Origin of the sequence: Croceitalea sp. MTPC5, assembly GCF_036985505.1 — a bacterium.
GTDB lineage: Bacteria > Bacteroidota > Bacteroidia > Flavobacteriales > Flavobacteriaceae > Croceitalea.
This window is the reverse complement of sequence record NZ_BTGQ01000002.1, coordinates 974,497-997,419: the sequence shown is the minus strand read 5'-3', so window position 1 is coordinate 997,419 and position 22,923 is coordinate 974,497. Positions and strand designations below refer to the sequence as shown.

General features: G+C 41.3%; 20 protein-coding genes. 4 read left to right on the top strand and 16 right to left on the bottom strand.

The features are described from left to right. Positions 1-2: 2 nt before the first annotated feature. Positions 3-2,279: an inorganic phosphate transporter gene (locus AACM45_RS09680; protein WP_339142397.1), complete on the bottom strand. Its 2,277-nt coding sequence runs from the start codon at positions 2,277-2,279 to the stop codon at positions 3-5. Positions 2,280-2,422: 143 nt separating this feature from the next. Here AACM45_RS09680 and dgt point away from each other — a divergent pair, with 143 nt between their 5' ends. Beyond that, complete coding sequence (gene dgt, locus AACM45_RS09675) at positions 2,423-3,781, top strand: dGTP triphosphohydrolase (protein ID WP_339142329.1); 1,359 nt, start codon at positions 2,423-2,425, stop codon at positions 3,779-3,781. Here the strand turns inward: dgt and AACM45_RS09670 are convergent. Together AACM45_RS09670 and AACM45_RS09665 are read right to left on the bottom strand one after the other, a co-directional pair. After that, the gene (locus AACM45_RS09670) at positions 3,778-4,851 is read right to left on the bottom strand and encodes a DUF3078 domain-containing protein (RefSeq protein WP_339142328.1); all 1,074 of its coding nucleotides are present in this window, start codon (positions 4,849-4,851) and stop codon (positions 3,778-3,780) included. The genes dgt and AACM45_RS09670 overlap by 4 nt on opposite strands. Then, entirely contained in the window at positions 4,835-6,595 is a 1,761-nt protein-coding gene (locus tag AACM45_RS09665) for a 1-deoxy-D-xylulose-5-phosphate synthase (protein ID WP_339142327.1), read from the bottom strand. Before AACM45_RS09665 ends, AACM45_RS09670 begins: the two co-directional genes overlap by 17 nt. Before the next feature lie 85 nt (positions 6,596-6,680). On the opposite strand from AACM45_RS09665, the gene AACM45_RS09660 reads away from it, so the two are divergent. Beyond that, on the top strand, positions 6,681-7,130 hold the full coding sequence (locus AACM45_RS09660) for a nucleoside deaminase (protein WP_339142326.1): 450 nt from the start codon (positions 6,681-6,683) through the stop codon (positions 7,128-7,130). Positions 7,131-7,337: 207 nt separating this feature from the next. On the opposite strand, the gene AACM45_RS09655 is transcribed toward AACM45_RS09660, so the two are convergent. From AACM45_RS09655 to aspS, 4 genes are all read right to left on the bottom strand, one after another. Continuing rightward, positions 7,338-7,532, bottom strand: coding sequence for a cold-shock protein (locus AACM45_RS09655; protein ID WP_339142325.1), 195 nt, complete (start codon positions 7,530-7,532; stop codon positions 7,338-7,340). Positions 7,533-7,601: 69 nt separating this feature from the next. Further along, a complete protein-coding gene (locus AACM45_RS09650) occupies positions 7,602-7,859 on the bottom strand; it encodes a hypothetical protein (protein ID WP_339142324.1) in 258 nt (85 codons plus the stop codon). Between the two features lie 2 nt (positions 7,860-7,861). Then, a complete protein-coding gene (locus AACM45_RS09645; protein ID WP_339142396.1) occupies positions 7,862-9,643 on the bottom strand; it encodes a chloride channel protein in 1,782 nt (593 codons plus the stop codon). 197 nt (positions 9,644-9,840) lie between these two features. Then, positions 9,841-11,589: an aspartate--tRNA ligase gene (aspS, locus tag AACM45_RS09640; RefSeq protein ID WP_339142323.1), complete on the bottom strand. Its 1,749-nt coding sequence runs from the start codon at positions 11,587-11,589 to the stop codon at positions 9,841-9,843. A 293-nt stretch (positions 11,590-11,882) separates the two neighbouring features. On the opposite strand from aspS, the gene AACM45_RS09635 reads away from it, so the two are divergent. Beyond that, the gene (locus tag AACM45_RS09635) at positions 11,883-12,233 is read left to right on the top strand and encodes a toxin-antitoxin system YwqK family antitoxin (RefSeq protein WP_339142322.1); all 351 of its coding nucleotides are present in this window, start codon (positions 11,883-11,885) and stop codon (positions 12,231-12,233) included. A gap of 72 nt (positions 12,234-12,305) precedes the next feature. On the opposite strand, the gene AACM45_RS09630 is transcribed toward AACM45_RS09635, so the two are convergent. The 8 genes from AACM45_RS09630 to AACM45_RS09595 form a co-directional block, all read right to left on the bottom strand. Beyond that, on the bottom strand, positions 12,306-15,812 hold the full coding sequence (locus tag AACM45_RS09630; protein WP_339142321.1) for an efflux RND transporter permease subunit: 3,507 nt from the start codon (positions 15,810-15,812) through the stop codon (positions 12,306-12,308). A 4-nt stretch (positions 15,813-15,816) separates the two neighbouring features. Further along, on the bottom strand, positions 15,817-17,007 hold the full coding sequence (locus AACM45_RS09625) for an efflux RND transporter periplasmic adaptor subunit (RefSeq protein ID WP_339142320.1): 1,191 nt from the start codon (positions 17,005-17,007) through the stop codon (positions 15,817-15,819). A gap of 47 nt (positions 17,008-17,054) precedes the next feature. Then, positions 17,055-17,387, bottom strand: a complete 333-nt coding sequence (locus AACM45_RS09620; RefSeq protein WP_339142319.1) for a four helix bundle protein — start codon at positions 17,385-17,387, stop codon at positions 17,055-17,057. A gap of 34 nt (positions 17,388-17,421) precedes the next feature. Continuing rightward, the gene (locus AACM45_RS09615; protein WP_339142318.1) at positions 17,422-18,780 is read right to left on the bottom strand and encodes a TolC family protein; all 1,359 of its coding nucleotides are present in this window, start codon (positions 18,778-18,780) and stop codon (positions 17,422-17,424) included. After that, on the bottom strand, positions 18,780-19,385 hold the full coding sequence (locus AACM45_RS09610; RefSeq protein WP_339142317.1) for a TetR/AcrR family transcriptional regulator: 606 nt from the start codon (positions 19,383-19,385) through the stop codon (positions 18,780-18,782). Before AACM45_RS09610 ends, AACM45_RS09615 begins: the two co-directional genes overlap by 1 nt. A gap of 77 nt (positions 19,386-19,462) precedes the next feature. Continuing rightward, positions 19,463-19,609, bottom strand: coding sequence for a hypothetical protein (locus tag AACM45_RS09605; protein WP_339142316.1), 147 nt, complete (start codon positions 19,607-19,609; stop codon positions 19,463-19,465). 2 nt (positions 19,610-19,611) lie between these two features. Beyond that, positions 19,612-20,025, bottom strand: a complete 414-nt coding sequence (locus tag AACM45_RS09600; RefSeq protein WP_339142315.1) for a hypothetical protein — start codon at positions 20,023-20,025, stop codon at positions 19,612-19,614. A gap of 10 nt (positions 20,026-20,035) precedes the next feature. Then, a complete protein-coding gene (locus AACM45_RS09595) occupies positions 20,036-20,569 on the bottom strand; it encodes an RNA polymerase sigma factor (RefSeq protein ID WP_339142314.1) in 534 nt (177 codons plus the stop codon). A 139-nt stretch (positions 20,570-20,708) separates the two neighbouring features. On the opposite strand from AACM45_RS09595, the gene AACM45_RS09590 reads away from it, so the two are divergent. After that, entirely contained in the window at positions 20,709-21,683 is a 975-nt protein-coding gene (locus tag AACM45_RS09590) for a polyprenyl synthetase family protein (protein WP_339142395.1), read from the top strand. Here the strand turns inward: AACM45_RS09590 and AACM45_RS09585 are convergent. Next, a complete protein-coding gene (locus tag AACM45_RS09585) occupies positions 21,680-22,819 on the bottom strand; it encodes a lycopene cyclase family protein (protein ID WP_339142313.1) in 1,140 nt (379 codons plus the stop codon). The genes AACM45_RS09590 and AACM45_RS09585 overlap by 4 nt on opposite strands. Between the last annotated feature and the right edge of the window lie 104 nt (positions 22,820-22,923).

Sequence of the window (22,923 nt, the reverse complement as noted above, 5' to 3'; positions counted from 1 at the left end):
ATCTAGCTTTTGCTGATTTTTGCAGGTGCGACCGAACTATCGTGTTCGGTATAATACAGTTCCAGTACATTCATAAGCACCTTTATAATATCCTTGCTTTCTGTTAAGATGGAAAAATACAAGGTAGTGTTTTTCGGACTTGATTCTTCTGTTCTTGTTCGGGCGACCTGTTTTTTGATTTTTTCATCAACCAATTCAAAATAGGTGTTTTGGGTTGCCAAAATTGTACCGATATGTTCAAAAGAACGATCATGGAAGACATCCATGGTTTTATTGAACAACGCTTCAAGGTTTTGGTCGAGGTCTTTCAGTTCTTTTATTTGGTTGTATTTAAGCTTTCTATGGTTATTGTTCACATGCGTAAGGCCAATCTTTGAAATGAATTCTTGAGATTGCACCAGATCTTGTAAATACCCTAAGAGTTTTATATAAAAATCACTTGCCCCACCTACGCTTGAATCATCTAAATTTTTAATAAAATAGAAGATGTTATTCTGAAGGCCCTCGATTTCTTTTGACATTTTAGAAACCCCTTTGGTATTTTTCTTCAATGCTTCAAGGTCATGTTTGGCCAAGCCGTTTATCGCGCCAGTGTAAATTTTGTTGCTACGCTTGATCATATTCGCGATATTATCGGCACTCTCTTCTATTACACCTTGAATCGAGCTGCTTTCGGCCCTTCTCAAACTGTCTTCGGCTTTTATTTCCTTGGTTTTTTTGTTGTGAGCCATATAATTGCGCAATAGTAGACTCGCTGCTATTATCAAAAGAACGACTAGGGCCACAAAACCCCCAAGATGTAAGATGTAGGCTATGATAGCTGCCGCGGTAAATGCGCTGAATGCGGTAAAAAACCATCCACCTATTACATTCAAGACCCCCGCAACCCGATATACGGCACTTTCAGCACCCCAAGCTCGATCTGCAAGCGAAGTACCCATGGCAACCATAAAGGTCACATAAGTTGTTGAAAGTGGTAATTTCATTGAAGTGGCTATCGATATCAAAACACTGGCTACCATTAGATTTACGGCTGCCCTGACCATGTCAAAAGCAGGCATATCCTGTACTTTGCTTTTGGGGACATAGTTGTAGGGTACTTCAAATTGCCTGTCGATTTTACCCTTTAACGACGGAGGAACGATTTTAGAAAAGCTTTCAAACGCGCCTATGCTGAGCTTCACCACTTGCCTTGATAAAAAGTTGGGTTGAAAACGTTCTTCCCCTTCGTCTTGCCTCGCCAAATCGACACTTGTCTTTACGACGCTCTTGGCTTTTGATGAAAACCATAGCGTTACGACCATGATACCACCTGATAGCAGTAATAAAGTAGTCGGGGTACGCACTGCAGTGGTCAACCCCCTCATATTAAAGTTAGCGGCCGCAATACCCGATTCTTGCCAATCTTGAAAAGACTGCAAGGCCGCAATAGGGACCCCGATAAAGTTTACCAAATCATTACCGGCAAAAGCCATCGCCAAGGCGAAAGTGCCCAGTACTATGATTACCCGATAGATGCTCCATTTGAAAAATACTGCAAATGCCCAAGATATGAAGATCCAAAAAATAAGATTTCCCAAAAGGAAGAGTTCGGCGGAATTGCTGACGAAATCTGTTACGGCCGGGCTAAAAATATCGGCACTTTTAAGGCCCTTCACCAAAATAAAATAGATAATGGCGGTAATGGCCAGTCCGCCAAAAACAGCCTCAATCCACTTGGGCCTTTTCTTAAAGTCGAACGAAATCAATACCCTGGAAATAAATTGTACAATCGCACCTATGGTAAATGCAATGAATACCGAAAGCAAAATACCGATTATGATTTCGGTAGCTTTTTCGGTATTGATATAATTGCCTAAATCAGAGAGGTTACCTTCCACACCAATTATTTTCACCAATGATATAGCCACCGCCGCCCCTAAAAGTTCAAAAACGATGGATACCGTCGTAGAGGTAGGCATACCCAAAGTATTGAAAAAATCGAGTAATAAAATATCGGTTATCATGACGGCCATGAAAATGACCATGATTTCGGCAAAGACAAATTCGGTGGGATTAAAAATACCTTTTCGGGCCACTTCCATCATTCCGCTAGAAGAAATTGCCCCGAAAGCGATACCCAGACTGGCGACGATCATGATGGTACGAAATGAGATGGCCTTTGACCCTATGGCGGAGTTTAAGAAGTTTACAGCGTCATTGCTGACACCTACTACCAAGTCGGTAATTGCCAATACGGCCAATGCAATTACCATAATAATATAAATCTGTTCTCCCATATAACGGTTGAAAATAAGCAAAAATGCCATTATAATTCCGCTTACAGGTTAATTAAACGTTACCAAATTCAGTGGTCAAATCACGGTGGTACCTAAGAAAAAGCATAGCTTTACCGCTTGAACATTTTCTAAATTATGATTTGATGAATTGGGAACGGTTGTTATCGCTAAGGCGCCAAGGTGATACCGAGAAGAGGGTTCGACGACTGCAAGATGAGACCCGCTTGGGTTTTGAGGTAGATTATGATCGTATCATATTTTCTTCAGCTTTTAGGAGTTTGCAAGATAAGACCCAAGTAGTACCTATGCCGATTGATGTTGGTTCTAGAAAAGAATTTGTGCACACCAGGCTTACCCATAGTTTGGAAGTTTCCGTGGTAGGTAGGAGCTTAGGTAGGATAGCAGGAAGAAACCTGTTGCGAAAACATCCTCATTTGAAAGAGCAATTGGGCTATCGTTTCAATGATTTTGGCGCCATCGTGGCAGCAGCTTCTTTGGCCCATGATATTGGAAATCCCCCATTTGGCCATAGTGGCGAAAAGGCTATAGGGGCCTTTTTTCAATCTGGGGCGGGAAAACGCTACCAAGCGGAATTAAATGCCGAGGAGTATCAAGATTTAATTGATTTTGAGGGTAATGCAAATGGTTTTAAACTGTTGACGGAATCCCGCAACGGGGTGCCAGGGGGGCTGCGTTTAAGCTATGCCACGTTAGGGGCTTTTATGAAGTACCCTAAGGCATCATTACCCAAAAAACCTACAAACCATATATCGGATAAGAAATTCGGATTCTTTCAATCGGAGAAAGGGACCTTTGGCACTATTGCCGAAGAGCTTGGTTTGAAAAAGAAAGACGGTAACGAACCCGCCTCATGGTACAGACATCCACTTACCTACTTGGTCGAGGCCGCCGATGATATTTGTTATACCATTATTGATTTTGAAGACGGCATCAACTTAGGGTTCATCTCAGAAGATTATGCTTTGGAATACTTTATCAAGCTCGTAAAAGATACCATCAATACCAAAAAATACAATCAAATGACAAATACCAGCGATAGGCTAAGTTATTTGAGGGCCTTGGCCATAAATACGTTGATCCATGATGCCATACGTATTTTCGAAGAAAACGAAACCGCCATTTTGCAAGGGGATTTTGATGTCGCCCTTTTAGACAAGAGCCATTACAAAGCACAAATAGGCGATATTATTAATGTCAGTATTTCCAATATTTATCAGTCTCAAGAGGTCATTGAGAAAGAATTGGCCGGGTATAAGATCATTGCCGACATTCTTGAAATATATACAACGGCTTTATTACGTAAGAAAAAAGGTGATGCCACCAATTACGACAACCTTTTGATAAAAACCTTGCCTACGCAATATCAAGACCATTCGAAAACCACGTATGAACTGCTGTTGAGCGCTTCCTGTTTTGTGGCCAGTCTTTCTGATAGCGCTGCTGTGAACATCCATAATAAATTAATGGGAAGACAGCTTTAGAATATATATCCAAACCCAATGCCTAAAAGCTGTTTGAATTGAATTCTGGGCTCCCCGGCATTTAATACCGTACCGTCGGCATCAACTTCTTCATCAAAAAGAATATCATCGTCGTAAATGATCTGTATGCCGATGTTCGCATTTACGTTTTTGTTGACTTGAAGCACGAAATCCAACTCCCAATCAATATCAACATTACCAAAACTTCTGATATAATCGGTATAGAGGTTCAACCGATGGCTCATTGTTACATTTTTTAGCACCTCGTATTCCCAAGTATTGGTTACTAAAAAACCAACCTCCATAAATACATGTTCCCCTTCATCTACCCCAAAAGCCCCTTGCTGTGATAAAGCTTCATCAAGCACAAAAGTCGCTTTAAGTGTGAAGGGGGACGTGTAGAGATTGAATTTGCCACCTTCGGATATGTAAGAGGTACCCGCACCTAGAAACAAATACCCCGGGGCCAAAAACCTGGAAATCGGACTTTCCCTATCCGGATACTTGAAACCGTTTGTAAACTGGGTGTTGAAGTTGCCCTTGACGGAATAATACCAATTGGAAAGGGTATCTCGACGATACGCAAATGTCGAGGCCAATCTGATGAAATCATCGGTTTTTCGAAGTTTTCTGCCTTCTTGTGCATTAAGGCCGTATCGAAGACGCAACTCACTATCCCAATTGATATACCTGAATTTATACTTTCTTGAAAAACGCATATTGCCTAATGCCGTGATGGAATTGTCGCCGCCAGCATTCCAATTTACAAAGGCAACTTCGTTGATATTGAGTCCGAACTCATTTTCTTTGGTCCAAAAAGAAGTCGGTATGAACTTCTTTGGTTTTTCAGATAAGGGCTTGGTACCGACGAACGAAACCCTTGGGCTTTGTAGTCTTATGCCCCGACGTATATTTTTTATCTTCTTCTGTTCCCACCGAATTACAATGGTATCGGTTATACTGCTGTCTGCAGGTATGGAATCTAGAACAGGGTCTTGGGCAGCACAAAAGAACAAACCATAAAACGGTGCTATCAAAAGAAGTAAAGGATATTTAAGATAAGGTCTCAAGGTACTGTTTAATTGATTTCGAATCCAAGCCACAAATACGATATAATTCTTCAACGGTTCCCTGTTCGATGAATTCATCTTTTATAGCGAAGGTTTTTATGGATCCCACGTAGTTGACTTTTTGGGCATATTCGATGATAGCACTTGCAAATCCCCCTTTTTCACAACCATCCTCAAGGGTGATCAGATGTTCATAATTGCTGAACACCGTTTTCAAGAGTGCGGTATCCAAAGGTTTTACAAAGCGCATGTCAAAATGCCCATAGAACTCTGGATGATCTATATCTTCAAGCAGTTCAGTGATTTGGTTTCCGATAGGCCCAATCGTTAAAAATGCGATTTTTTCACCATCTTTAAGTTTACGGCCCTTACCTATTTCAATGGTATTAAATGGCCGTTGCCACTTTTTAGTGACCCCATAACCTCTCGGATAGCGTATGGCAATGGGCCCATTCAAATCATTCACCTGACACGTATACATCATGTCGCGTAGCTGCATTTCGTTGAATGGCGAGAAAATGGTCATATTCGGAATACACCGCAAATAGGCAAAATCAAAAACACCATGATGCGTAGGGCCATCTTGACCGACCAAGCCTGCCCTATCCAAACAAAAAACTACCGGTAGGTTTTGTAAGGCCACATCATGGATTACCTGGTCATAGGCACGTTGTAAAAAAGTGGAATAAATGGTACAGAAAGGAATCAACCCTTGTGTTGCCATACCTGCCGCTAGGGTAACGGCATGTTGTTCTGCAATACCTACGTCAAAGGCGCGTTCCGGAATTTCCTCCATCATATATTTTAAAGAACTGCCCGTCGGCATTGCTGGGGTGATACCAACTATTCGTTGGTTTTTCTTTGCCAATTCTACGATGGTATGGCCAAATACATCTTGATACTTTGGGGCCGTCCCCACTGTTGGATTTTTATAAAGTTCCCCTGTTTGCCTATCAAATTTACCCGGGGCATGGTAGACGACCTGATTCTGCTCGGCCTTTAGTAATCCTTTTCCTTTTGTGGTGATAATATGTAGTAACCTTGGGCCTTTTATATTGCGTAAGCGTCTTAAGGTGGTAAGCAATTCTTGCATGTCGTGCCCGTCGATAGGCCCCGTATAATTAAGGTTCAGGCACTCAAAAATATTCTCATCTTTTGCGGTACCTTTCTTGACATTGGTAAGGTATTTTTTTAGGGCTCCAACACTGGGGTCTATTCCAATGGCATTATCATTTAGAATGACCAGTACATTGGCATCTGTAACCCCTAGGTGATTTAGGCCCTCGAAGGCCATTCCGCTTGCAATGGAGGCATCCCCTATTACCGCGATATGTTGTTTTTTATGGTCCCCCTTAAGTTTAGCGGCAATAGCCATTCCCAAGATGGCCGAGATGGACGTTGAGCTATGTCCGGTACCAAAGTCATCATACTTGCTCTCTTCCCGTTTTGGGAATCCGCTGATACCGTTCAGTTGTCGATTGGTATGGAAGTTTTCCTTTCTGCCAGTAAGGATTTTGTGGCCATAGGCCTGGTGGCCCACATCCCAGATAAGCTTGTCGTCAGGTGTATTGAAAACATAGTGTAGGGCAATGGTCAATTCGACAACGCCCAGACTAGCACCCAGGTGTCCTTCTTTGGTAGCTACGATGTCGATGATGTAACTCCGTAACTCCCTCGCAATTTGTCCTAAATCGGTATGGGCGATTCGGCGTAGGTCATCCGGATTTTTAATTTGTGCTAACAAGACATGAAATTGAACTCCAAAAATACCGATTCTATACTATTTTTTATTGCCGTACGATTTGTAGTTTTGCCCATTGAATCAAAACATGGAAAACCCGTTCGACGATACCTATTTTATGAGAAAGGCCCTAGAAGAGGCGCAAATTGCCTTTGATAAGGGTGAAGTACCGGTCGGAGCGGTAGTTATCACCCAAAATAGAATTATAGGAAGGGCCCATAACCTTACCGAACGATTGATCGATGTTACTGCCCATGCTGAAATGCAGGCCATTACCGCTGCTGCTAATTTTTTAGGGGGAAAGTATTTAAAGGGATGTACCCTTTATGTAACCTTAGAGCCTTGTCAGATGTGTGCTGGGGCACTTTACTGGAGTCAAATTTCAAAAATCGTCTACGGGGCGGCCGATTTGGAACGGGGCTATAACGTAATGGGAACTTCATTGCATCCTAAAACCGATGTTATTGGTGGGGTGTTGGCGAATGAAGCTTCCGATTTGTTAAAGCGCTTTTTTATACAAAGACGTAATCTAAATTAATACAGATCCCATTTGTGGAAGTGGCCTTTAGAATCCAGATTATGGCAAGATTCCCAACCACTTGCTGTCTGATTTAAATACCTGACGGCTTGAGACTTTTGAGGAGCCCAACTTGGATCGGTTTGATACTGTTCATTTGAGCAATGGGTGAATACTAAAACCCTTGACGATTGGGCTATATTCTAAATTATCCCAAATAAAATAGGTTTAGCTGATTACCTGTACTTGTGCAGCAACTGTTCCTTTTCGGCCTTCTTCCTCGATGTATTCCACTTTATCCCCTTCCCTTAATTCTACGCCGTTCAATGAAGTTACGTGTACAAAAATGTCTTTTCCGGTGTCATCATTGGTAATAAACCCATAGCCTTTGGATTCATTGAAAAATTTTACGATTCCAGTCATGGTAAAAATAATTAGTGTCTTACTAAATTATGATTTTTTCAATATCGCGAGATAAAAAAGAAATGAAATTTATTGACTATCAGTCTTTTCACGTTCTTTGGCCTGCATTTTTTCGATATTTTCCTTGGTAAGCATATAATCGTTCATTTTCTTTCCTTTACTTTCTTTGATCAGAAATAATGGCATGGCAAGTAAGAACAATCCAATGGTTCCAAAGCCAATAAAGCGATTTGCCGTTACACTATCGGCTTCTTTGATGGTGAATCCGTAGATGATTGCCACAAATGAAGCGATTACGATTAAAACGATGACATATTTCATTTTCATAGCTAAGGGGTATAGTCGATTAATTTTCTTCGATACGCGGTCAATAATTTTGATTTTGAGACAAAACCCATATAGGTGCCGTCGTGGATTACCGGTAAGTTCCAAGCCCCACTCTCTTGAAATTTTTTCATCACCTGCTTCATTGAATCTTCTTTATAAAAGATATACTCAGGCGCAGCGTGCATGACATCTTTGACGAATAGGGTCTTATACAGGTCAGTTTTGAACATGAATTCGCGAATATCATCCAATAAAACGATACCGACCATTTTTTCGTCCTTGTCTAAAACGGGAAAAATGTTACGGGTCGATTTAGCTACGGATTTTGTCAGCATTTCCCCTAAGGTCATTTCGGCGTTCACGGGTTTAAAATTGGTTTCTATGACGTCGTCTAGCTGCATTAAGGTCAACACCGCCTGATCTTTGTTGTGGGTCAACAGTGCATCTTTCTGTGCAAGTTCTTTGGTATATATGTTATAATCCAAAGCGTTCTTGGTTATTAAAAAGGATATGGAAGCGGTGATCATAAGTGGCACAAAAAGCGCATAACCACCCGTAATCTCAGCAATCAAGAAGATAGCCGTTAAAGGTGCGTGAATAACACCGGCTATGAGTCCGGCCATTCCGATCAGCGTGAAATTACTTTCAGAGACTTCAAAACCAAGTCCGACATTGTTGATGACCTTGGCAACGACATTGCCCAATGCACTACCCATAACCATTGTGGGAATAAAGATGCCACCTGCACCGCCGGCGGCAAATGTCGTAGTCATTGCTATGGCCTTAAAAATGGTTATGCCAAATAAAAGGGCGATAACCACCCAAATATTATCGATAAAAGCATCAAAGGGTGTTTTGCCCAAGGCCTTAACGTGATTGCCATCTAAAAGTTCATTGATAAACCCGAAACCCTCACCGTATAATGGCGGAATAAAATAAAGCATTATCCCTATTAGAATACCGCCGACCAGAAGCTTGTATTTCGGACTCTTAAAACGTTTGAAGATTTTAAGGATGCCGAAGTACATTTTGGTAAAATAGATGGATGCAATAGCGGTTCCGATACCAAGTATAATATAAAAGGGAACATCGCCAAGCTCAAATCCCTTATTTATGGCATGGTTAAAAAGTACTTCATTGCCCAAAAAGAAGTATGAGGTGAGTACCCCAGATATCGATGCCAATAATAGTGGTAGTACCGACAACATGGTCAGGTCTAAACTGAATACTTCGACGGCAAAAATGATTGCGGCTATCGGTGATTGAAAAATGGATGCAATGGCCCCGGTAGAGGCACAGGCAATAAGCAAGGTTCGCGTCTTTGCATCAATATGCAAAAGGCGGCTTAAATTCGAGCTTAGGGCCGCACCCGATTTTACGGCGGGCCCCAATAAACCTACCGAACCCCCAAAACCAACGGTGAGTGGTGCCGCAATTAACGGGGTATATATTTTTTTGACGGATAGCAGGCCTTTTTGTTTGGATAGCGAGTATAGAATGGAAGATACGGCATGTTCTATGGGGTGCTTATTGACGAATTTCACATAAAGATAGACCAAGGTCAACCCAACTATCGGCAATATAAAATACAATTGGTTCCCTGAACTAACGATGCCATTCTCTAGAAGGGATTCTATGAAATAGGTACTATTTTTAAGGGTGACCGCGACCAAACCCGCCAGAAACCCAATCAATAAGCTTACCAATTGAATAAAGGTCTTGTTAGAGATGTGCTTATACCTCCATTTCAGGAATTTTCTTATGTACACTTTGGTATTGGCCATATTGGGAGTGCCAAGTTTATCCAAAATTAGGGCATTATTTCTGATTTTGATTTTTCTGAATCGGATAAATGGATCGGTCAAGAAGTTTCGAATGAAAGCCCTTGGTCATAGGATGCCATTAGTCAAGCTATTCTTTTTTCCTCCGTTATTGAATGGCTTTGTCTTTTCTTTATACCGACTAATGGTCAGGACGGCGATTACAAATCCAATTTCAAATGAAGTTCTTTCAATTGTTCGCTGTCAATAGTTGCCGGGGCGTCGATCATAACATCGCGACCACTGTTGTTCTTAGGGAAGGCAATAAAGTCACGTATCGTCTCTTGACCACCAAGAATGGCCACCAACCGATCTAGACCAAAGGCGATACCACCATGCGGTGGGGCGCCATATTGAAAGGCATCCATTAAAAAGCCGAATTGATTTTTGGCCTCTTCTTCGGTAAACCCTAAATGCTTGAACATAATGGCCTGGGTCTCTTTATCATGTATTCGAATGGAACCTCCGCCGATTTCATTACCGTTTAAAACAAGGTCGTAGGCATTCGCCTTAACGGCCCCGGGATCGGTATCCAGTAATTCTAATTGGCCTGGTTTTGGTGAGGTAAAAGGGTGGTGCATGGCATGGTAATGTCCGGTTTCCTCATCGTGTTCCAATAATGGAAAATCAATGACCCAAAGCGGCGCGAACTCATCGGGATTACGCAAGCCAAGTCGTTCAGCAAGTTCCATACGTAGAGCGCTTAACTGCGCCCTGGTTTTATTGACCTCCCCAGAAAGTACACAAATAAGGTCACCAGCTTTTGCCCCGGTTTCTTTTGCCCAATTGGCGAGGTCTTCTTGGGCGTAAAATTTATCTACTGAAGATTTGAACGAACCATCTTCATTACACTTTACGTATACCATTCCCTTCGCGCCAACCTGAGGCCGTTTGACCCAATCGATCAAGGCATCAATCTCTTTTCGCGTATAAGTCGCCGCACCAGGTACCGCAATACCGACTACAAGCTCCGCTGAATTGAAAACATTGAACCCTTTATGTTGGGCTACTTTGTTAAGCTCACCGAACTCCATCCCAAATCGAATGTCGGGTTTGTCATTACCATACCGCTTCATGGCATCGTCAAACGTTATTCTTGGAAATGTGTCGACTTCGACACCTTTGATTTCTTTCAACAAGTGTCGTGTAAGTCCTTCAAACGTATTCAAGATATCCTCTTGTTCTACAAAGGCCATCTCGCAATCAATCTGGGTAAATTCAGGTTGTCTATCGGCCCGCAGGTCTTCATCGCGAAAACACTTTACAATCTGAAAATACTTATCCATTCCGCCAACCATCAACAATTGTTTGAAGGTTTGTGGTGACTGTGGCAGGGCGTAAAATTGGCCCTCGTTCATACGGCTTGGCACTAAAAAATCACGGGCACCCTCAGGTGTGGACTTTATCAAATAGGGCGTTTCAACATCTATAAAACCTTGATTTGAAAGGTATTTTCGTACTTCCATGGAAACCTTATGCCTAAAGACAAGGTTTTCTTTAACAGGGTTTCTTCTGATATCGAGATAACGATATTTCATTCGAATATCCTCACCTCCGTCCGTTTCATCTTCAATGGTAAAGGGGGGAAGCAGCGATTCATTCAATAGGGTCAATTCAGAAACCAAGACCTCGATTTCACCCGTGGGAATATTGGGGTTTTTAGAGGCCCGCTCAATGACCTGACCTTTAACCCGTATTACGGATTCCCTTCCTAAGCTTCTGGCCTTTTCCAATAATTGTGCTGAAGTTCGTTCTTGGTCAAAGACAAGTTGTGTGATCCCATAGCGATCCCGTAAATCTACCCAGACCACAAAACCCTTATCACGTGATTTATGCACCCAACCACTTAACACAACCTCTTTATTGCTATCTGTAATGCGCAAAGCACCACAAGTATTGTTTCTGTACATGACTTTAAAATAAGTTGCAAAGGTAGTTAGTTCAGATGGTATGAAAAACAATAAACAAGCGCTGTTTAGGGCAATTTTAAATGATATTTCATACGATGGTCCGTAATTTTTTTCAAATGGTTATGTTGCTGTCACCTAAAAATCAATATGTTAACTATTTGAAGTACAACAAATTATGTATTTAATGTAAATTTAATGTTATTTAAATGTTACTTGAAAGTGTATTTAATGTAAAATAAATTATATATTTGTATCGTTAATGTAAAGGATTCAATGATTTAAAGCTTCATGTTATGAAAAAAGTGATTTTACTTACAGCGGTATTATTTTCCATAGGCCTATCTGCCCAAGATATAAAACCAACATTCGAAAAAGAGGGAAAAATGGTAAAGGCCACCTATTATCACGATAATGGCGAGATTGCCCAGACCGGAACCTTGTTGAACGATAAGCTACATGGGCAGTGGTATATGTATAATACCAATGGCAAAAAGATAGCTACCGGGAAGTATGTGAACGGTAAAAGATCGGGTAAATGGTTCTTTTGGAAAGATGATATCTTAAAAGAGGTTGATTTTGAGGATAACCGAATTGCTTATGTCAAAAACTGGAATCAATCTGAAGTAGTTTCCGTGAACAAATAATAACTCAAAACGATATAAAAAAAGCCTGACCAATACTGGTCAGGCTTTTTTTTTAAGATAACCCCCTCTAGCTTATGCCGCCAGGTTGATTTCTTGGTTTTCTTCTTTCTTATTTGAAGTATGACTGCCTTTTATCCTAATCTTTATCCTATAAATAATATTGAACAAGACCGGTACGATTATCAATGTCAAGAATGTGGCGACTATTAAGCCAAAAATAACGGTCCAGGCCAAGGGTCCCCAGAAAATCACATTATCCCCACCAACATAGATTTGGGGATCGAACTCACCAAAAAGTTTTACGAAGTTTATATTCAGACCAGTTGCCAAGGGAATCAAACCCAAAACAGTAGTGATGGCGGTCAGTATAACAGGACGTAGTCTTGCCTTTCCTCCTTTGATGATCGTCTCGGTTACCTCTTCTCGATTCAATAGCTCATCGTCTGAAATACCTAATGCCACCTTTTTGCGATCGATTAATATTTGGGTGTAATCCAGTAGTACGACACCATTGTTAACTACGATTCCTGCCAATGAAATGATTCCCATCATGGTCATCATGATTACAAAGGGCCATCCAGTCGCAACCAGTCCACCAAAAACCCCGATGAAACTTAGAAAAATGGCCATCATTATAATGGCGGGTTTTGAGATACCACCAAATTGAAAGATCAAAATGAGCATGATAAGGCCCAAGCCTGAGAAGAAGGCACCCATTAAAAATGCCTGCTGCTTTGCCTGTTCCTCCAATTCCCCCGTATAATCAATTTTTACACCATCGGGCATGCCTTTAAAGTTTTCCATTTCCTTTTTTATCTGGTCGACTATGATATTGGCGTTACCACCTGGTTTCAAGCCTGAATAGACGGTCACTACGCGTTGTCCGTTGATGTGTTTTATGGCATTGAAAGAAGATGTGTTCTTGCGAGACGCCACTGCAGAAATGGGTACTTCCTTAATTTGCCCCGACGCCTGGTCCCTGAAAATAATATTTTGGTTGAACAGCGCACTGGTGTTATACCTCAAATCTTCATTGAACCGCACATTGATATCATAATCTTCACCATCTTTCTTGTAGACACTCGCTTTGTCACCGAATAACGACCTTCGTAATTGTTGCCCTACTTGACCCACTGATATGCCCAGTTCACCGGCTTTTTGTCTATCTACGATTACCTGCATCCCTGGGCTTCCTTTATTCACATCGACCTTAAGGCCCTCCATACCGTCAATGCTTTTAGCGTTAAGGAAGCCTTTCATACGCTCTGCCACATTGATTAGGGTATCATAGTTTTGACCGATCAATTCTACATTTACCGGATAACCCGCTGGTGGGCCTACCGCGTCTTTTTCAACGGAAATTGTAACCCCGGGATACACATCGGCCAGCTCATTTTGTATGCGCAGCCTCAGCTTTTCGGTATCCATTCCCTCCCGAAATCGAAACTCTTGCATGGATAGGGTTATTTTTCCCCGGTGGGGCATATCTGCTGCAGATCCAGCTTCGGTAAACGGATTTTCAGCGCCCTTGCCTACCTGTGATACACCGGTATCCACTAAAAGGTTCTCACCGGATTGATCATAGTATTTTTCGTCTTTGATGATACCATAGACTTTTTCTTCAATTGCCTTCGTTAGCATATTGGTTTTATCGATATCCGTTCCCTGTGGATATTCAATATAGATATAGACTTCTTTAGGGGTATTGTCGGGAAAGAACTCCAATTTGGTCCGTTCACTACCTACTGAGGCGCCAAAGGAAACAAAGGCCGCGATCAGTAAAATGATGGTTACCCCAAAATACCAATACACATTTTTACCGCGAAGGGCATGCATCAATCTTCTTTCATACCAATTTTCAAGCTTAACCAAGCTATTTTTTTGAAAACGGTTCGCCCATGGTTTTAAGAAATATTTGTAAAGCCAGAATAGGGCCGCAATGACGACCATCAGGGTTCCCAGGCCACGAACTTGACCACCTACTATATAAATGAAGGCGCCAAAACCGCCAAGTATCAAACTTATACGGATCAGTTGTTTTCTAGTCAGGGTTTTCTCCCCTATTTCCATAAATCTGGAAACCAACATAGAATTCATGAATATGGCCACGAATAGTGATGAGCCCAAAACCACTGACAGCGTGATAGGGAAGTATATCATGAATTCGCCCATAATGCCCGGCCACATACCTAGAGGAATAAAAGCTGCAATTGTTGTTGCCGTTGAAATGATAATCGGAATGGCAATTTCACCAATACCCTTTTTCGCTGCTTCTTTGCGTGACATACCCTCTTGCTCCATTAAACGATACACGTTTTCAACCACAACGACCCCATTATCCACCAGCATACCCAAGCCCATAATCAAACCAAACAAGATCATGGTATTCAACGTGTAGCCCAATGCCGATAAGATCATGAATGACATGAACATGGACATCGGAATGGCAAAACCAACGAAAAGGGCGTTTCTAAACCCTAAGAAGAACATCAATACGGTAACCACCAAAATGATTCCGAAAATAATGTTGTTCACTAAATCGTCTACTTGATTGAGTGTTGCACTGCTGCTGTCGTTGGCAAAACTAACATCCAAATCTTCGGGCAAATAGTCTTTTTGCGCCTTGGCTACTAGGGCCTTTATTTTTTTGGTGGCCTCGACCTCATTTTTGCCAGATCTCTTCTTAATGTCCAACATTACCACGCTTTCACCCATTTCTCGGGCGTAGGTAGTTTTATCTTCTTCAGAAAAAGATACTTGGGCAATATCCCTTAAATACACGACCCCATTTTCAGATTTCACCACAAAGTCGTTAAGCTCAGCGGGTTTTTCGATCTCACCCGTGATTCGAATCGTTCTGCGTTGCCCACTTGTGATCAGGTTTCCGGCAGACATGGTCATATTGCCATTGGCGATTGCCTGAATAACATTGTCGAAGTTCACTTTGGCCGCCATCATCTTATTGATATCCACGGCTACTTGTACCTCTTTGTCTTGGGCCCCGCGAATATCCACCTGTTTGATTTCCTCAAGATTCTCAATTTCATCTTCAAGGTACTCTGCAAATTCCTTGAGTTTTTCTACCGGATAATCCCCAGTAAGGTTCACATTGAGAATAGGAAAAGATTCCGCTAGGTTTAAGTCGAACACATTGGGCTCCACTTTTGCGCCGTTGAATACGGGCCAATCTTCACTTGCTTTTTCGCCGTCGACCTCGTCCTTTACTTTTTGTTTGGCCGACTCTACGGCGATACCCTCATCAAATTCGACTACGACCATGGAATAGTCTTCTTGTGATGTTGAGGTCATCTCTACAAAATTGCTGACGTTCTTCAACCGTTCTTCGAGCGGATCGGTAATCAAGCGTTCCATATCTTCTGCCGTGTTGCCAGGATAGACCGTACTTACATAGATTTTGGTCTCTACCGCTTCAGGAAATTCTTCCCTGGGCATCGCGAAATATGAAGAAATACCAATGAACAAGAAAATTGCGATCATTACATAGATGACCGAAGGATTGTCAATGGCCCATGAAGAAAGGCGAAATTCTTTATTTGCGTTCTTTTTGGCTTTTTCCATGATTTTAGTTATTGACGGTTTTCATTTCATTACGAACTTTCACTTGTTGGTTGTCACGAACGCTTCGTGCACCTTCGACAATAATATTATTGCCCGCTACCAATCCAGAAACCACTTCCACATTATCACCTTGTGTCTTGCCTGTTTCTATAATCACCCTTTTGGCAATGCCTTGTGTATCTGAACCATTATTTTCAGCTAGGTAAACGTACTGTTCTCCAGCAGCATTTTCAGATACGACACTTTGGGGAATCAAGATGGCGTCTTCTTTCGTGTAGTCGTTGATTTTGGCAATGGCCGTTAGGTTGGGTTTTATGGTTCCTTTATCGTTCGGCACGGGAATTTCAACCGTGAAAGACCGGTTTGAAGGGTTGATGAAGTTGCCTGTTTGACGTATTTGAGTTTCTACGGTCTCGCCCAACACAGGAAACGATACCTGTGCCGTTTTACCGGGTACAACGTTGGTCAGATGTGATTCGGGTACCTCGACCTCAACATACATATTGGACAGGTTCACAATTCTAAAAACTTCTGAACCTGGACCCGGACTTACCACGGTACCTTGATCTTTTATGATATCATCAATAACCCCTGAAAAAGGAGCGCGGATCGAAGATTTGGCCAATTGACTTTCCAACTGTTTTACCGTATTCGTCTGTGCTTCATATTGTGTTTTGGCCTGAAGGTATTGAATTTCAGAACCGATGTTCTGTTCCCACAATCTCTTTTGACGATCAAAGGTAGTTTTTGCCAAATCGGCTTGGGTCTTGAGTTGTGCCAACTGACTTGAAAGTCCGCCATCATCGATAGAAGCCAAAATCTGGCCTTTTTTGACTTTTTGGCCCTTTTTTACATAGACCCTATAAAGTGTACCTGCCATTTCAGGGTAGATCAGTACATTTTGTTTGGTCATGACATCACCTTGCAATTCTAGATAGTGGATAAACTTTTCCGCTTTGGTCTTAAACGTGGTTACCAAGGGAAGTTTGGCATTGTCGTCAAGTTCGGCAATGGCAGAGTCTAACTGCTTAACCTCATTATCCAGTGCTTTTTGTTGTTCTGCAATTGCACTTCTTTTTGCCCGAATCGCGTCAATGTCCTTGCTTTCGATAACCGCTGAAACTGAGGCGTCTGAGCCACCACCACATGAGGCAACCAGTATTGCCATTATTAAGATTGATAGTACGTTTTTCATAATTAAATTAGTTTATTAGTTGATATGTTTAAGCGTTTAGCTGAGCTTTATATAGACCATCTAACATTGCCGTTATTTCTGATAATTGTTTCTAAATCCGTATTGTTTAAATATTCCAAGTCATTTGATAGTATAGTTTGATTTAAGAGCTCCAAGGTTGAACCGTACGCAATCTCCGTAAATCTAGCTTTATCTTTTGGGGAATGTCTCCCAGTTCCTTCAGCGATATTAGAAGTAATTGATATTGCCGAGCGACGCATTTGACTGGTCAATCCGAATTTTTCATCAGGTGGATATTTTTTGGTTACTCCGTATATCATTACTGATAAAGCTCTAGATTTTTGCCATACATTCAATTTTTCAAATGAAAACTGCTTCATATTTTTAACTCTAAACTTTTCAACTCATCAACAACTATTGATTTATAATGATTTCAAGGTCGGTTTTACGATTGATGACATTGACCATTGATTGTAAAAACTCTTGTTGGCTGGTATACAATTGCGTTTGGGCCTGCCGCAATTCAAAACTGGTCGCCAAACCTTCGGTATACTTGATTTGGTTTTTATTTTCGATACGTTCTGCCAGCTCTAGGTTTTGTTTTGAGGTTTCATATTCTTCAATAGCAAAAACATAATCACTCTTGGCCCGTTCGAGCTGTAGCGTAATTTGCTGTTCTGCCTCTGTAAGTTGGGTCTTCGCTTTCTCTAGGGCGATCTTGGCCCGCTGTGTAGCGGCACTTCGACCCAAAGAACTAAAGATCGGGATACTTAGGTCGAAACCCAATACCGACTGTTCAAACCATTGTTGGCCAGAACTTAGAAAATTGAAACTATCACTAAAGGAACTCCCCCCGTAGTTGACAAAGGCATTCAAGGTCGGTAAGGCCCGGCTTTTCTCTAACTTAAGCTCATAAAAACGCTGTTCGTTCAGGTTGAGGGCCAACTTATAGTCGGTATTGTTCTCAATGTTGAAAGGTGTACCTATCGCTTGAAGGTCGATTTTATCTTGTGTTAGGGTATTCAGGTCGTCAGTTAATTGGGTGGGTGCCTCAATGGCAATACCCATGATCAAATTCAACATTTGCAGTGTGATCTTTTCAAGACGGACGGCATTTTTGAGCTGGTTGTCAATAGATGATAAGGTAATCTGCAGCTGGTCTACACTTTCTTCATCACCGAGGCCGTTCTCAAAGACCTTTGTGGTCTCATAAAGGTTCTTTTCCAAGGTGGTCTTGTTCTTTTCGAAAATCGCCACACTTTCTTTTGCCAACAATACGTTGCCATAGGCCTCAACGACTGCCTTTCGAATCTCAAGGTCCGTTTTTTCCTTGTTGTTCTGACTAAAACTCAAAAATGCCTTTGTGGCCTGAACCCCCACGATGTATGATCCATCAAAGATCTGCTGTTTTAGGGTAGCCGTGGCCGTCGCGGTTTGGGGCGGACCAAAAACGATAGGTATGAACGTATCAGGGCCTTGAACCGTACCTGGTGGAAGAAACTCTTCAGGGACCAGTATGGAAGGAAACTGGTTTATCGGTTGTATAATTTGATTTTGATAACTGACAGCACCGCTGATTTGTGGTAATCCAGTGGCAATGGTCTGCCATTTTTGTTTTTGGGCATCTACGATATCCCTGTTGGCATTGATGACACTATAATTGTGTTCAAGGGCATGTGCTATGGCCTCGTTTAAACTAAAATTGGTTTTTTGTTCTTGGGCACTTGCTATTAGGGATACTAAGAGAATTATGGATGCAATGGTCTTTCGCATTATTCTTGGTTTGAATTGATGGTTTTGTTTAAAATTTTTCGCCCTTCAGGGGTTACGATTCCCCTGAGATGGTATTCTAGGTAATAGTCTTCGAGATCGACCTTGGTAAACATGGTACTGGGAAAAAGGTCATGGTCGCCCAAACTTAAGACACCCATAAAATAAATACGCGCCACAAATTGAATGTTGAGGTTTTCGCGATAAATACCGATGTCAATACCCCTTTTTATATTGTCGACCACGCAATCTTGCATCACTTCGAACTCTTTTTTTCTAAGGGTATCGAACAACTTGGGATAATACTTTCTTAATTGGTACTGTGGGGATGCCTTTTCGTCCTTTAACTTTGACATTACGAACTTCTTGATTTCATAAAGCTCTTCAATCGGGTTTTTCTTTAGGGCGACAATTTCATCGATACCATCTGAGATTTCCCAAAAGAGTTGTGTGGTAGCTTCTTCGACCAACTTGGTCTTATTCTCGAAATGGGAGTAAATCGTTTTTTTCGAAATACCCATTTCATTGGCCAAATCATCCATGGTTACGCTCTTAAAACCTAGATTTAAGAAAAGGTCGGTAGCCGTATGTAAAATCTTATCACGCATAAATGATTGACAAATGTATCTTGGAAACTTTAAAAACAAAAAAAGTTTCCGAAGTTTTACATTTTTTTAACGAATCGTTAATTTTCATGTTCATTGGGGTAAATATCCGTACTATGACGATTGACCTCACGATTTTTGGACTGAACCGTTATTTTATTTCCTAAACTCCAGAAAAAGGCCTTGTATTGATACCTATGTTTCTTTGAATCGTTCTTTTCGTCCATCGTTACGCTTTATTTTCAGTTTGCTTTCGTCGCAAGTAGTCTTGAAAGGCTTTTTCACCCTCTTGACTCCAAAATTCATCATAGTGCTTCCATTCTGAAAAATCACTTCGTAACGTATTACATTTCTTGAATCTCGAAGTTTTTCTAGCATGGGTCTTTTTACCAGGCCCGCTACCACCGCCAAAGCCAAAGATGATTTTGGCCAAGATTAATAATCCCACTGCTTGCCAATAATTTAGTGCTGTAAGCCCAAAGAGCTCTGGCATCAGCCAATTCCACAAACGCATTACGATGTAACCGACTAAAAAGGCGATCGCAATACCAAAAAGTATGAAGAAAACGATTTTAACACCCTTGCTTACATAATTGGTAACCGTATTCTTGACATGATTTTCAATGTTCTGTTTCTGTTTCATAATACTAGTTTTAAACTTCTTTTTTTGATGCTAGGTTTTTTGATAATATTGATATGGCTCGATGCCTTCTTGACATTAACGTACCTAAAGAGATTCCCGTTTCCTCAGCAATTTCCCTATAGGTATATCCTTCAAAGTCGACCGCTATTATTATAGCTTTATAGGCCGGTTTTAGTTCTAGAATGGCTACTTTGAGCCGTTCTTTCAATGGTTCAGAAAAATGGGACTCTTGCCCATCATAGAAAAGTCCCGCAAATTCCGTCCAAAGGTTTTCCAATGTTCTTTCATCATCGATTTTTTCTTTTTTGGTACGCATTACATCAATGATCCTGTTTCGTATGGCACTGTAGACAAACCCGCCTATATTGGTAATGGGCAAGGCATCTTTGGGTCTTGAGAAAATGCGTAGGGCAACCTCTTGAATGATATCTTCGGCATCACTATCGACGGTGTCCCCAATTTTAGAGCGCACATAACCTTTGAGCGAATGGTACTCTTCTTTGAAAAAATCATTAAGTGAATTTGTAGTTCCCCCTTTTTCCATTCCAGGTTTATGTTTGCCCTTCATCTATAAAGACGATAAAAAATAATTCTATTGCGTTTTCGATAAAAACCGTTAGTACATATGACACAAATACCAACTGTTTGTAACAATGAATGTATTTTTGGGCAAAATACTTTTTATGCAGGCTGTGGCATTCTATCAACGTGAGTTCATCGATTATTTAGAAAAGACCTTAGAAACGAAAGAACCAAAAAACCTTTACGAACCCGTCACCTATATCCTTGGCTTGGGGGGTAAACGGCTTCGGCCCGTACTGACCTTGATGGCGACGGAACTTTTTGATGGTAATTATCGGCAGGCCTTGAATGCTGCAATGGCCGTTGAGGTATTTCATAATTTTTCATTGGTTCATGATGATATTATGGATGGTGCCCCATTGCGAAGGGGCAGCCAAACGGTACATGAAAAGTGGGACATCAATACGGGAATCCTTTCTGGTGATGCCATGTTGATCAATGCATACCAACTATTTGAGTCGTATGACCACGATGTATTCAAAGAATTGGTGCAGCTATTCAGCAAAACGGCGGTGGCTGTTTGCGAAGGGCAACAATACGATATTGATTTTGAGACGCGCGATGACGTAACGATACCAGAATACCTCAAAATGATTGAGTATAAAACGGCTGTTTTAGTGGCCTGTGCCTTGAAAATGGGTGCCATTATCGCAAAGACCACCCTTAAGAACCAAGAATCGATTTATGAATTTGGAAGAAATTTAGGCATTGCGTTTCAAATTCAAGATGATTACCTCGATGCCTTCGGAGATCCAAAAACTTTTGGAAAACAGGTTGGTGGCGATATCATCGAGAACAAAAAGACTTTTTTATACTTGAAATCACTGGATCGGGCCTCTCAAACACAACAAAAACAGCTTTATGATCTATTTTCCATTACACCCGATGATCCTACCTCAAAAATAGCGGCCGTTAAGGCCATATTCAACGAGAGTGGGGCGGTGAATGCGACTACCAAAGCGATTCAAGAATATACACAAAAAGCCTTTGACGCGCTTGATGAAATTGAACTTCCAGAAGGGCGAAAAGCGGTATTCAAAGCCTTTGGTGAAGATCTTATGATGCGTTCGGTTTAGAAAATCCTAGCTAAAAGTGCTTTGATAAAAGGCAATGGGCTTGGTGCGGACATTATTTTGATTTCTTCGAATAAATTGGTTTTCTCATCCAAGAACTTGAAGACCAATTGGGGTTTGTGCATTTTAAAGAGTGACTCGAAAATAGACCGACCCAGATGGTTGTGTTTGTACAAAATGTCCAATAACAACAAGTCATAAAACCAGAAACGGTTTTTGGTCTTAAAATCGATGGCTTTTCTTCCTTTTTTAAGATGATGGGCCAATTTCTTTACATTTTGATTCGTTTTCATAAAGGTATACCCCGTGCTTGCCTTGGCCCAACCGCCGGCAATGCCGATATGCACGATGTTTGCCGAGTTATGTTGGTGAAAGTTATAACAGGTCATGGGAATACTACCGGTCTCAGTTTCTAAAATCTCATAGGCACCCGAGTCTTTAGTGGTCAGATACGTTTTGATGGCATTTTCATATTCTTGCCTTTCTAAGGGGGTTTCAGAAAATAAAGTGTATTCTACCAAGGCCTGGTTTGCTGCAAAAGGGAGTAGGTACATAAACCGTGTATTGCCTTTTTGCGGAATGGAAAAGTCCATGAATGTTGCTTCGTCAGGGTTGAATATCGGTTTTTCGGTCTTGACCACCCAGCCCAAAAAATGTTGTTGTAGAATGGGGTATTGGCTATTCTTTTTTAGGTTTTTGTAGTCAAAGATACTGGTAAAGACCTGTGGCGTATGATATACTGAACTGGTGGTGTGTACGGTCGCAAAATCACTTTTCTGCGCTACCGACAGCACCTCTTCATGTCTTACTATGATATTCGGATATTGCTTTAGTTTAGATTGATAGTGTTCATAAAAATCAATCCCCCTAACCATTTTATAGCGATAAGGATGTATGGTCGTTGTTTGCCGAAGTTGCTTACCGGCAAAAAAAATATGCCTCCATGTCTTATAGGTGATAGCGTCAAAGTCGCCATTTCCTCTTTCCCAAAAACACCAAGTACGGTCGTTGGTATTTTTTAGGTCTTTATCGAGTATTAAAATCGATTTTTTGGTAAAGAAAGCATCATTCCCCAAGGTATCGGCTAGCAAAAGGCCTGAGGCGCCGGCACCTATTATAATGTAGTCAAAGTTGGGCATTTGTCAAAAATACGTAATCAGAAGTAATGTAGACCTATAGTGTGGCCCGCTGATAGGGTTGCCTTTGTCGTCAAAAATTCACGGGTTATCGAAATAAGTTGGGC

What these genes read in the sequence shown, in the direction of transcription:
- AACM45_RS09615 (WP_339142318.1), bottom strand. Translation starts at nt 18,780, where the DNA reads ATGCGAAAGACCATTGCATCCATAATTCTCTTAGTATCCCTAATAGCA.
- AACM45_RS09595 (WP_339142314.1), bottom strand. Translation starts at nt 20,569, where the DNA reads ATGGAAAAAGGGGGAACTACAAATTCACTTAATGATTTTTTCAAAGAA.
- AACM45_RS09585 (WP_339142313.1), bottom strand. Translation starts at nt 22,819, where the DNA reads ATGCCCAACTTTGACTACATTATAATAGGTGCCGGCGCCTCAGGCCTT.
- AACM45_RS09660 (WP_339142326.1), top strand. Translation starts at nt 6,681, where the DNA reads ATGGAAAACCCGTTCGACGATACCTATTTTATGAGAAAGGCCCTAGAA.
- AACM45_RS09590 (WP_339142395.1), top strand. Translation starts at nt 20,709, where the DNA reads ATGCAGGCTGTGGCATTCTATCAACGTGAGTTCATCGATTATTTAGAA.
- AACM45_RS09635 (WP_339142322.1), top strand. Translation starts at nt 11,883, where the DNA reads ATGAAAAAAGTGATTTTACTTACAGCGGTATTATTTTCCATAGGCCTA.
- AACM45_RS09645 (WP_339142396.1), bottom strand. Translation starts at nt 9,643, where the DNA reads ATGGCCAATACCAAAGTGTACATAAGAAAATTCCTGAAATGGAGGTAT.
- AACM45_RS09620 (WP_339142319.1), bottom strand. Translation starts at nt 17,387, where the DNA reads ATGAAGCAGTTTTCATTTGAAAAATTGAATGTATGGCAAAAATCTAGA.
- AACM45_RS09605 (WP_339142316.1), bottom strand. Translation starts at nt 19,609, where the DNA reads ATGGACGAAAAGAACGATTCAAAGAAACATAGGTATCAATACAAGGCC.
- AACM45_RS09655 (WP_339142325.1), bottom strand. Translation starts at nt 7,532, where the DNA reads ATGACTGGAATCGTAAAATTTTTCAATGAATCCAAAGGCTATGGGTTT.
- AACM45_RS09680 (WP_339142397.1), bottom strand. Translation starts at nt 2,279, where the DNA reads ATGGGAGAACAGATTTATATTATTATGGTAATTGCATTGGCCGTATTG.
- dgt (WP_339142329.1), top strand. Translation starts at nt 2,423, where the DNA reads ATGAATTGGGAACGGTTGTTATCGCTAAGGCGCCAAGGTGATACCGAG.
- AACM45_RS09610 (WP_339142317.1), bottom strand. Translation starts at nt 19,385, where the DNA reads ATGCGTGATAAGATTTTACATACGGCTACCGACCTTTTCTTAAATCTA.
- AACM45_RS09600 (WP_339142315.1), bottom strand. Translation starts at nt 20,025, where the DNA reads ATGAAACAGAAACAGAACATTGAAAATCATGTCAAGAATACGGTTACC.
- AACM45_RS09625 (WP_339142320.1), bottom strand. Translation starts at nt 17,007, where the DNA reads ATGAAAAACGTACTATCAATCTTAATAATGGCAATACTGGTTGCCTCA.
- AACM45_RS09630 (WP_339142321.1), bottom strand. Translation starts at nt 15,812, where the DNA reads ATGGAAAAAGCCAAAAAGAACGCAAATAAAGAATTTCGCCTTTCTTCA.
- AACM45_RS09650 (WP_339142324.1), bottom strand. Translation starts at nt 7,859, where the DNA reads ATGAAAATGAAATATGTCATCGTTTTAATCGTAATCGCTTCATTTGTG.
- aspS (WP_339142323.1), bottom strand. Translation starts at nt 11,589, where the DNA reads ATGTACAGAAACAATACTTGTGGTGCTTTGCGCATTACAGATAGCAAT.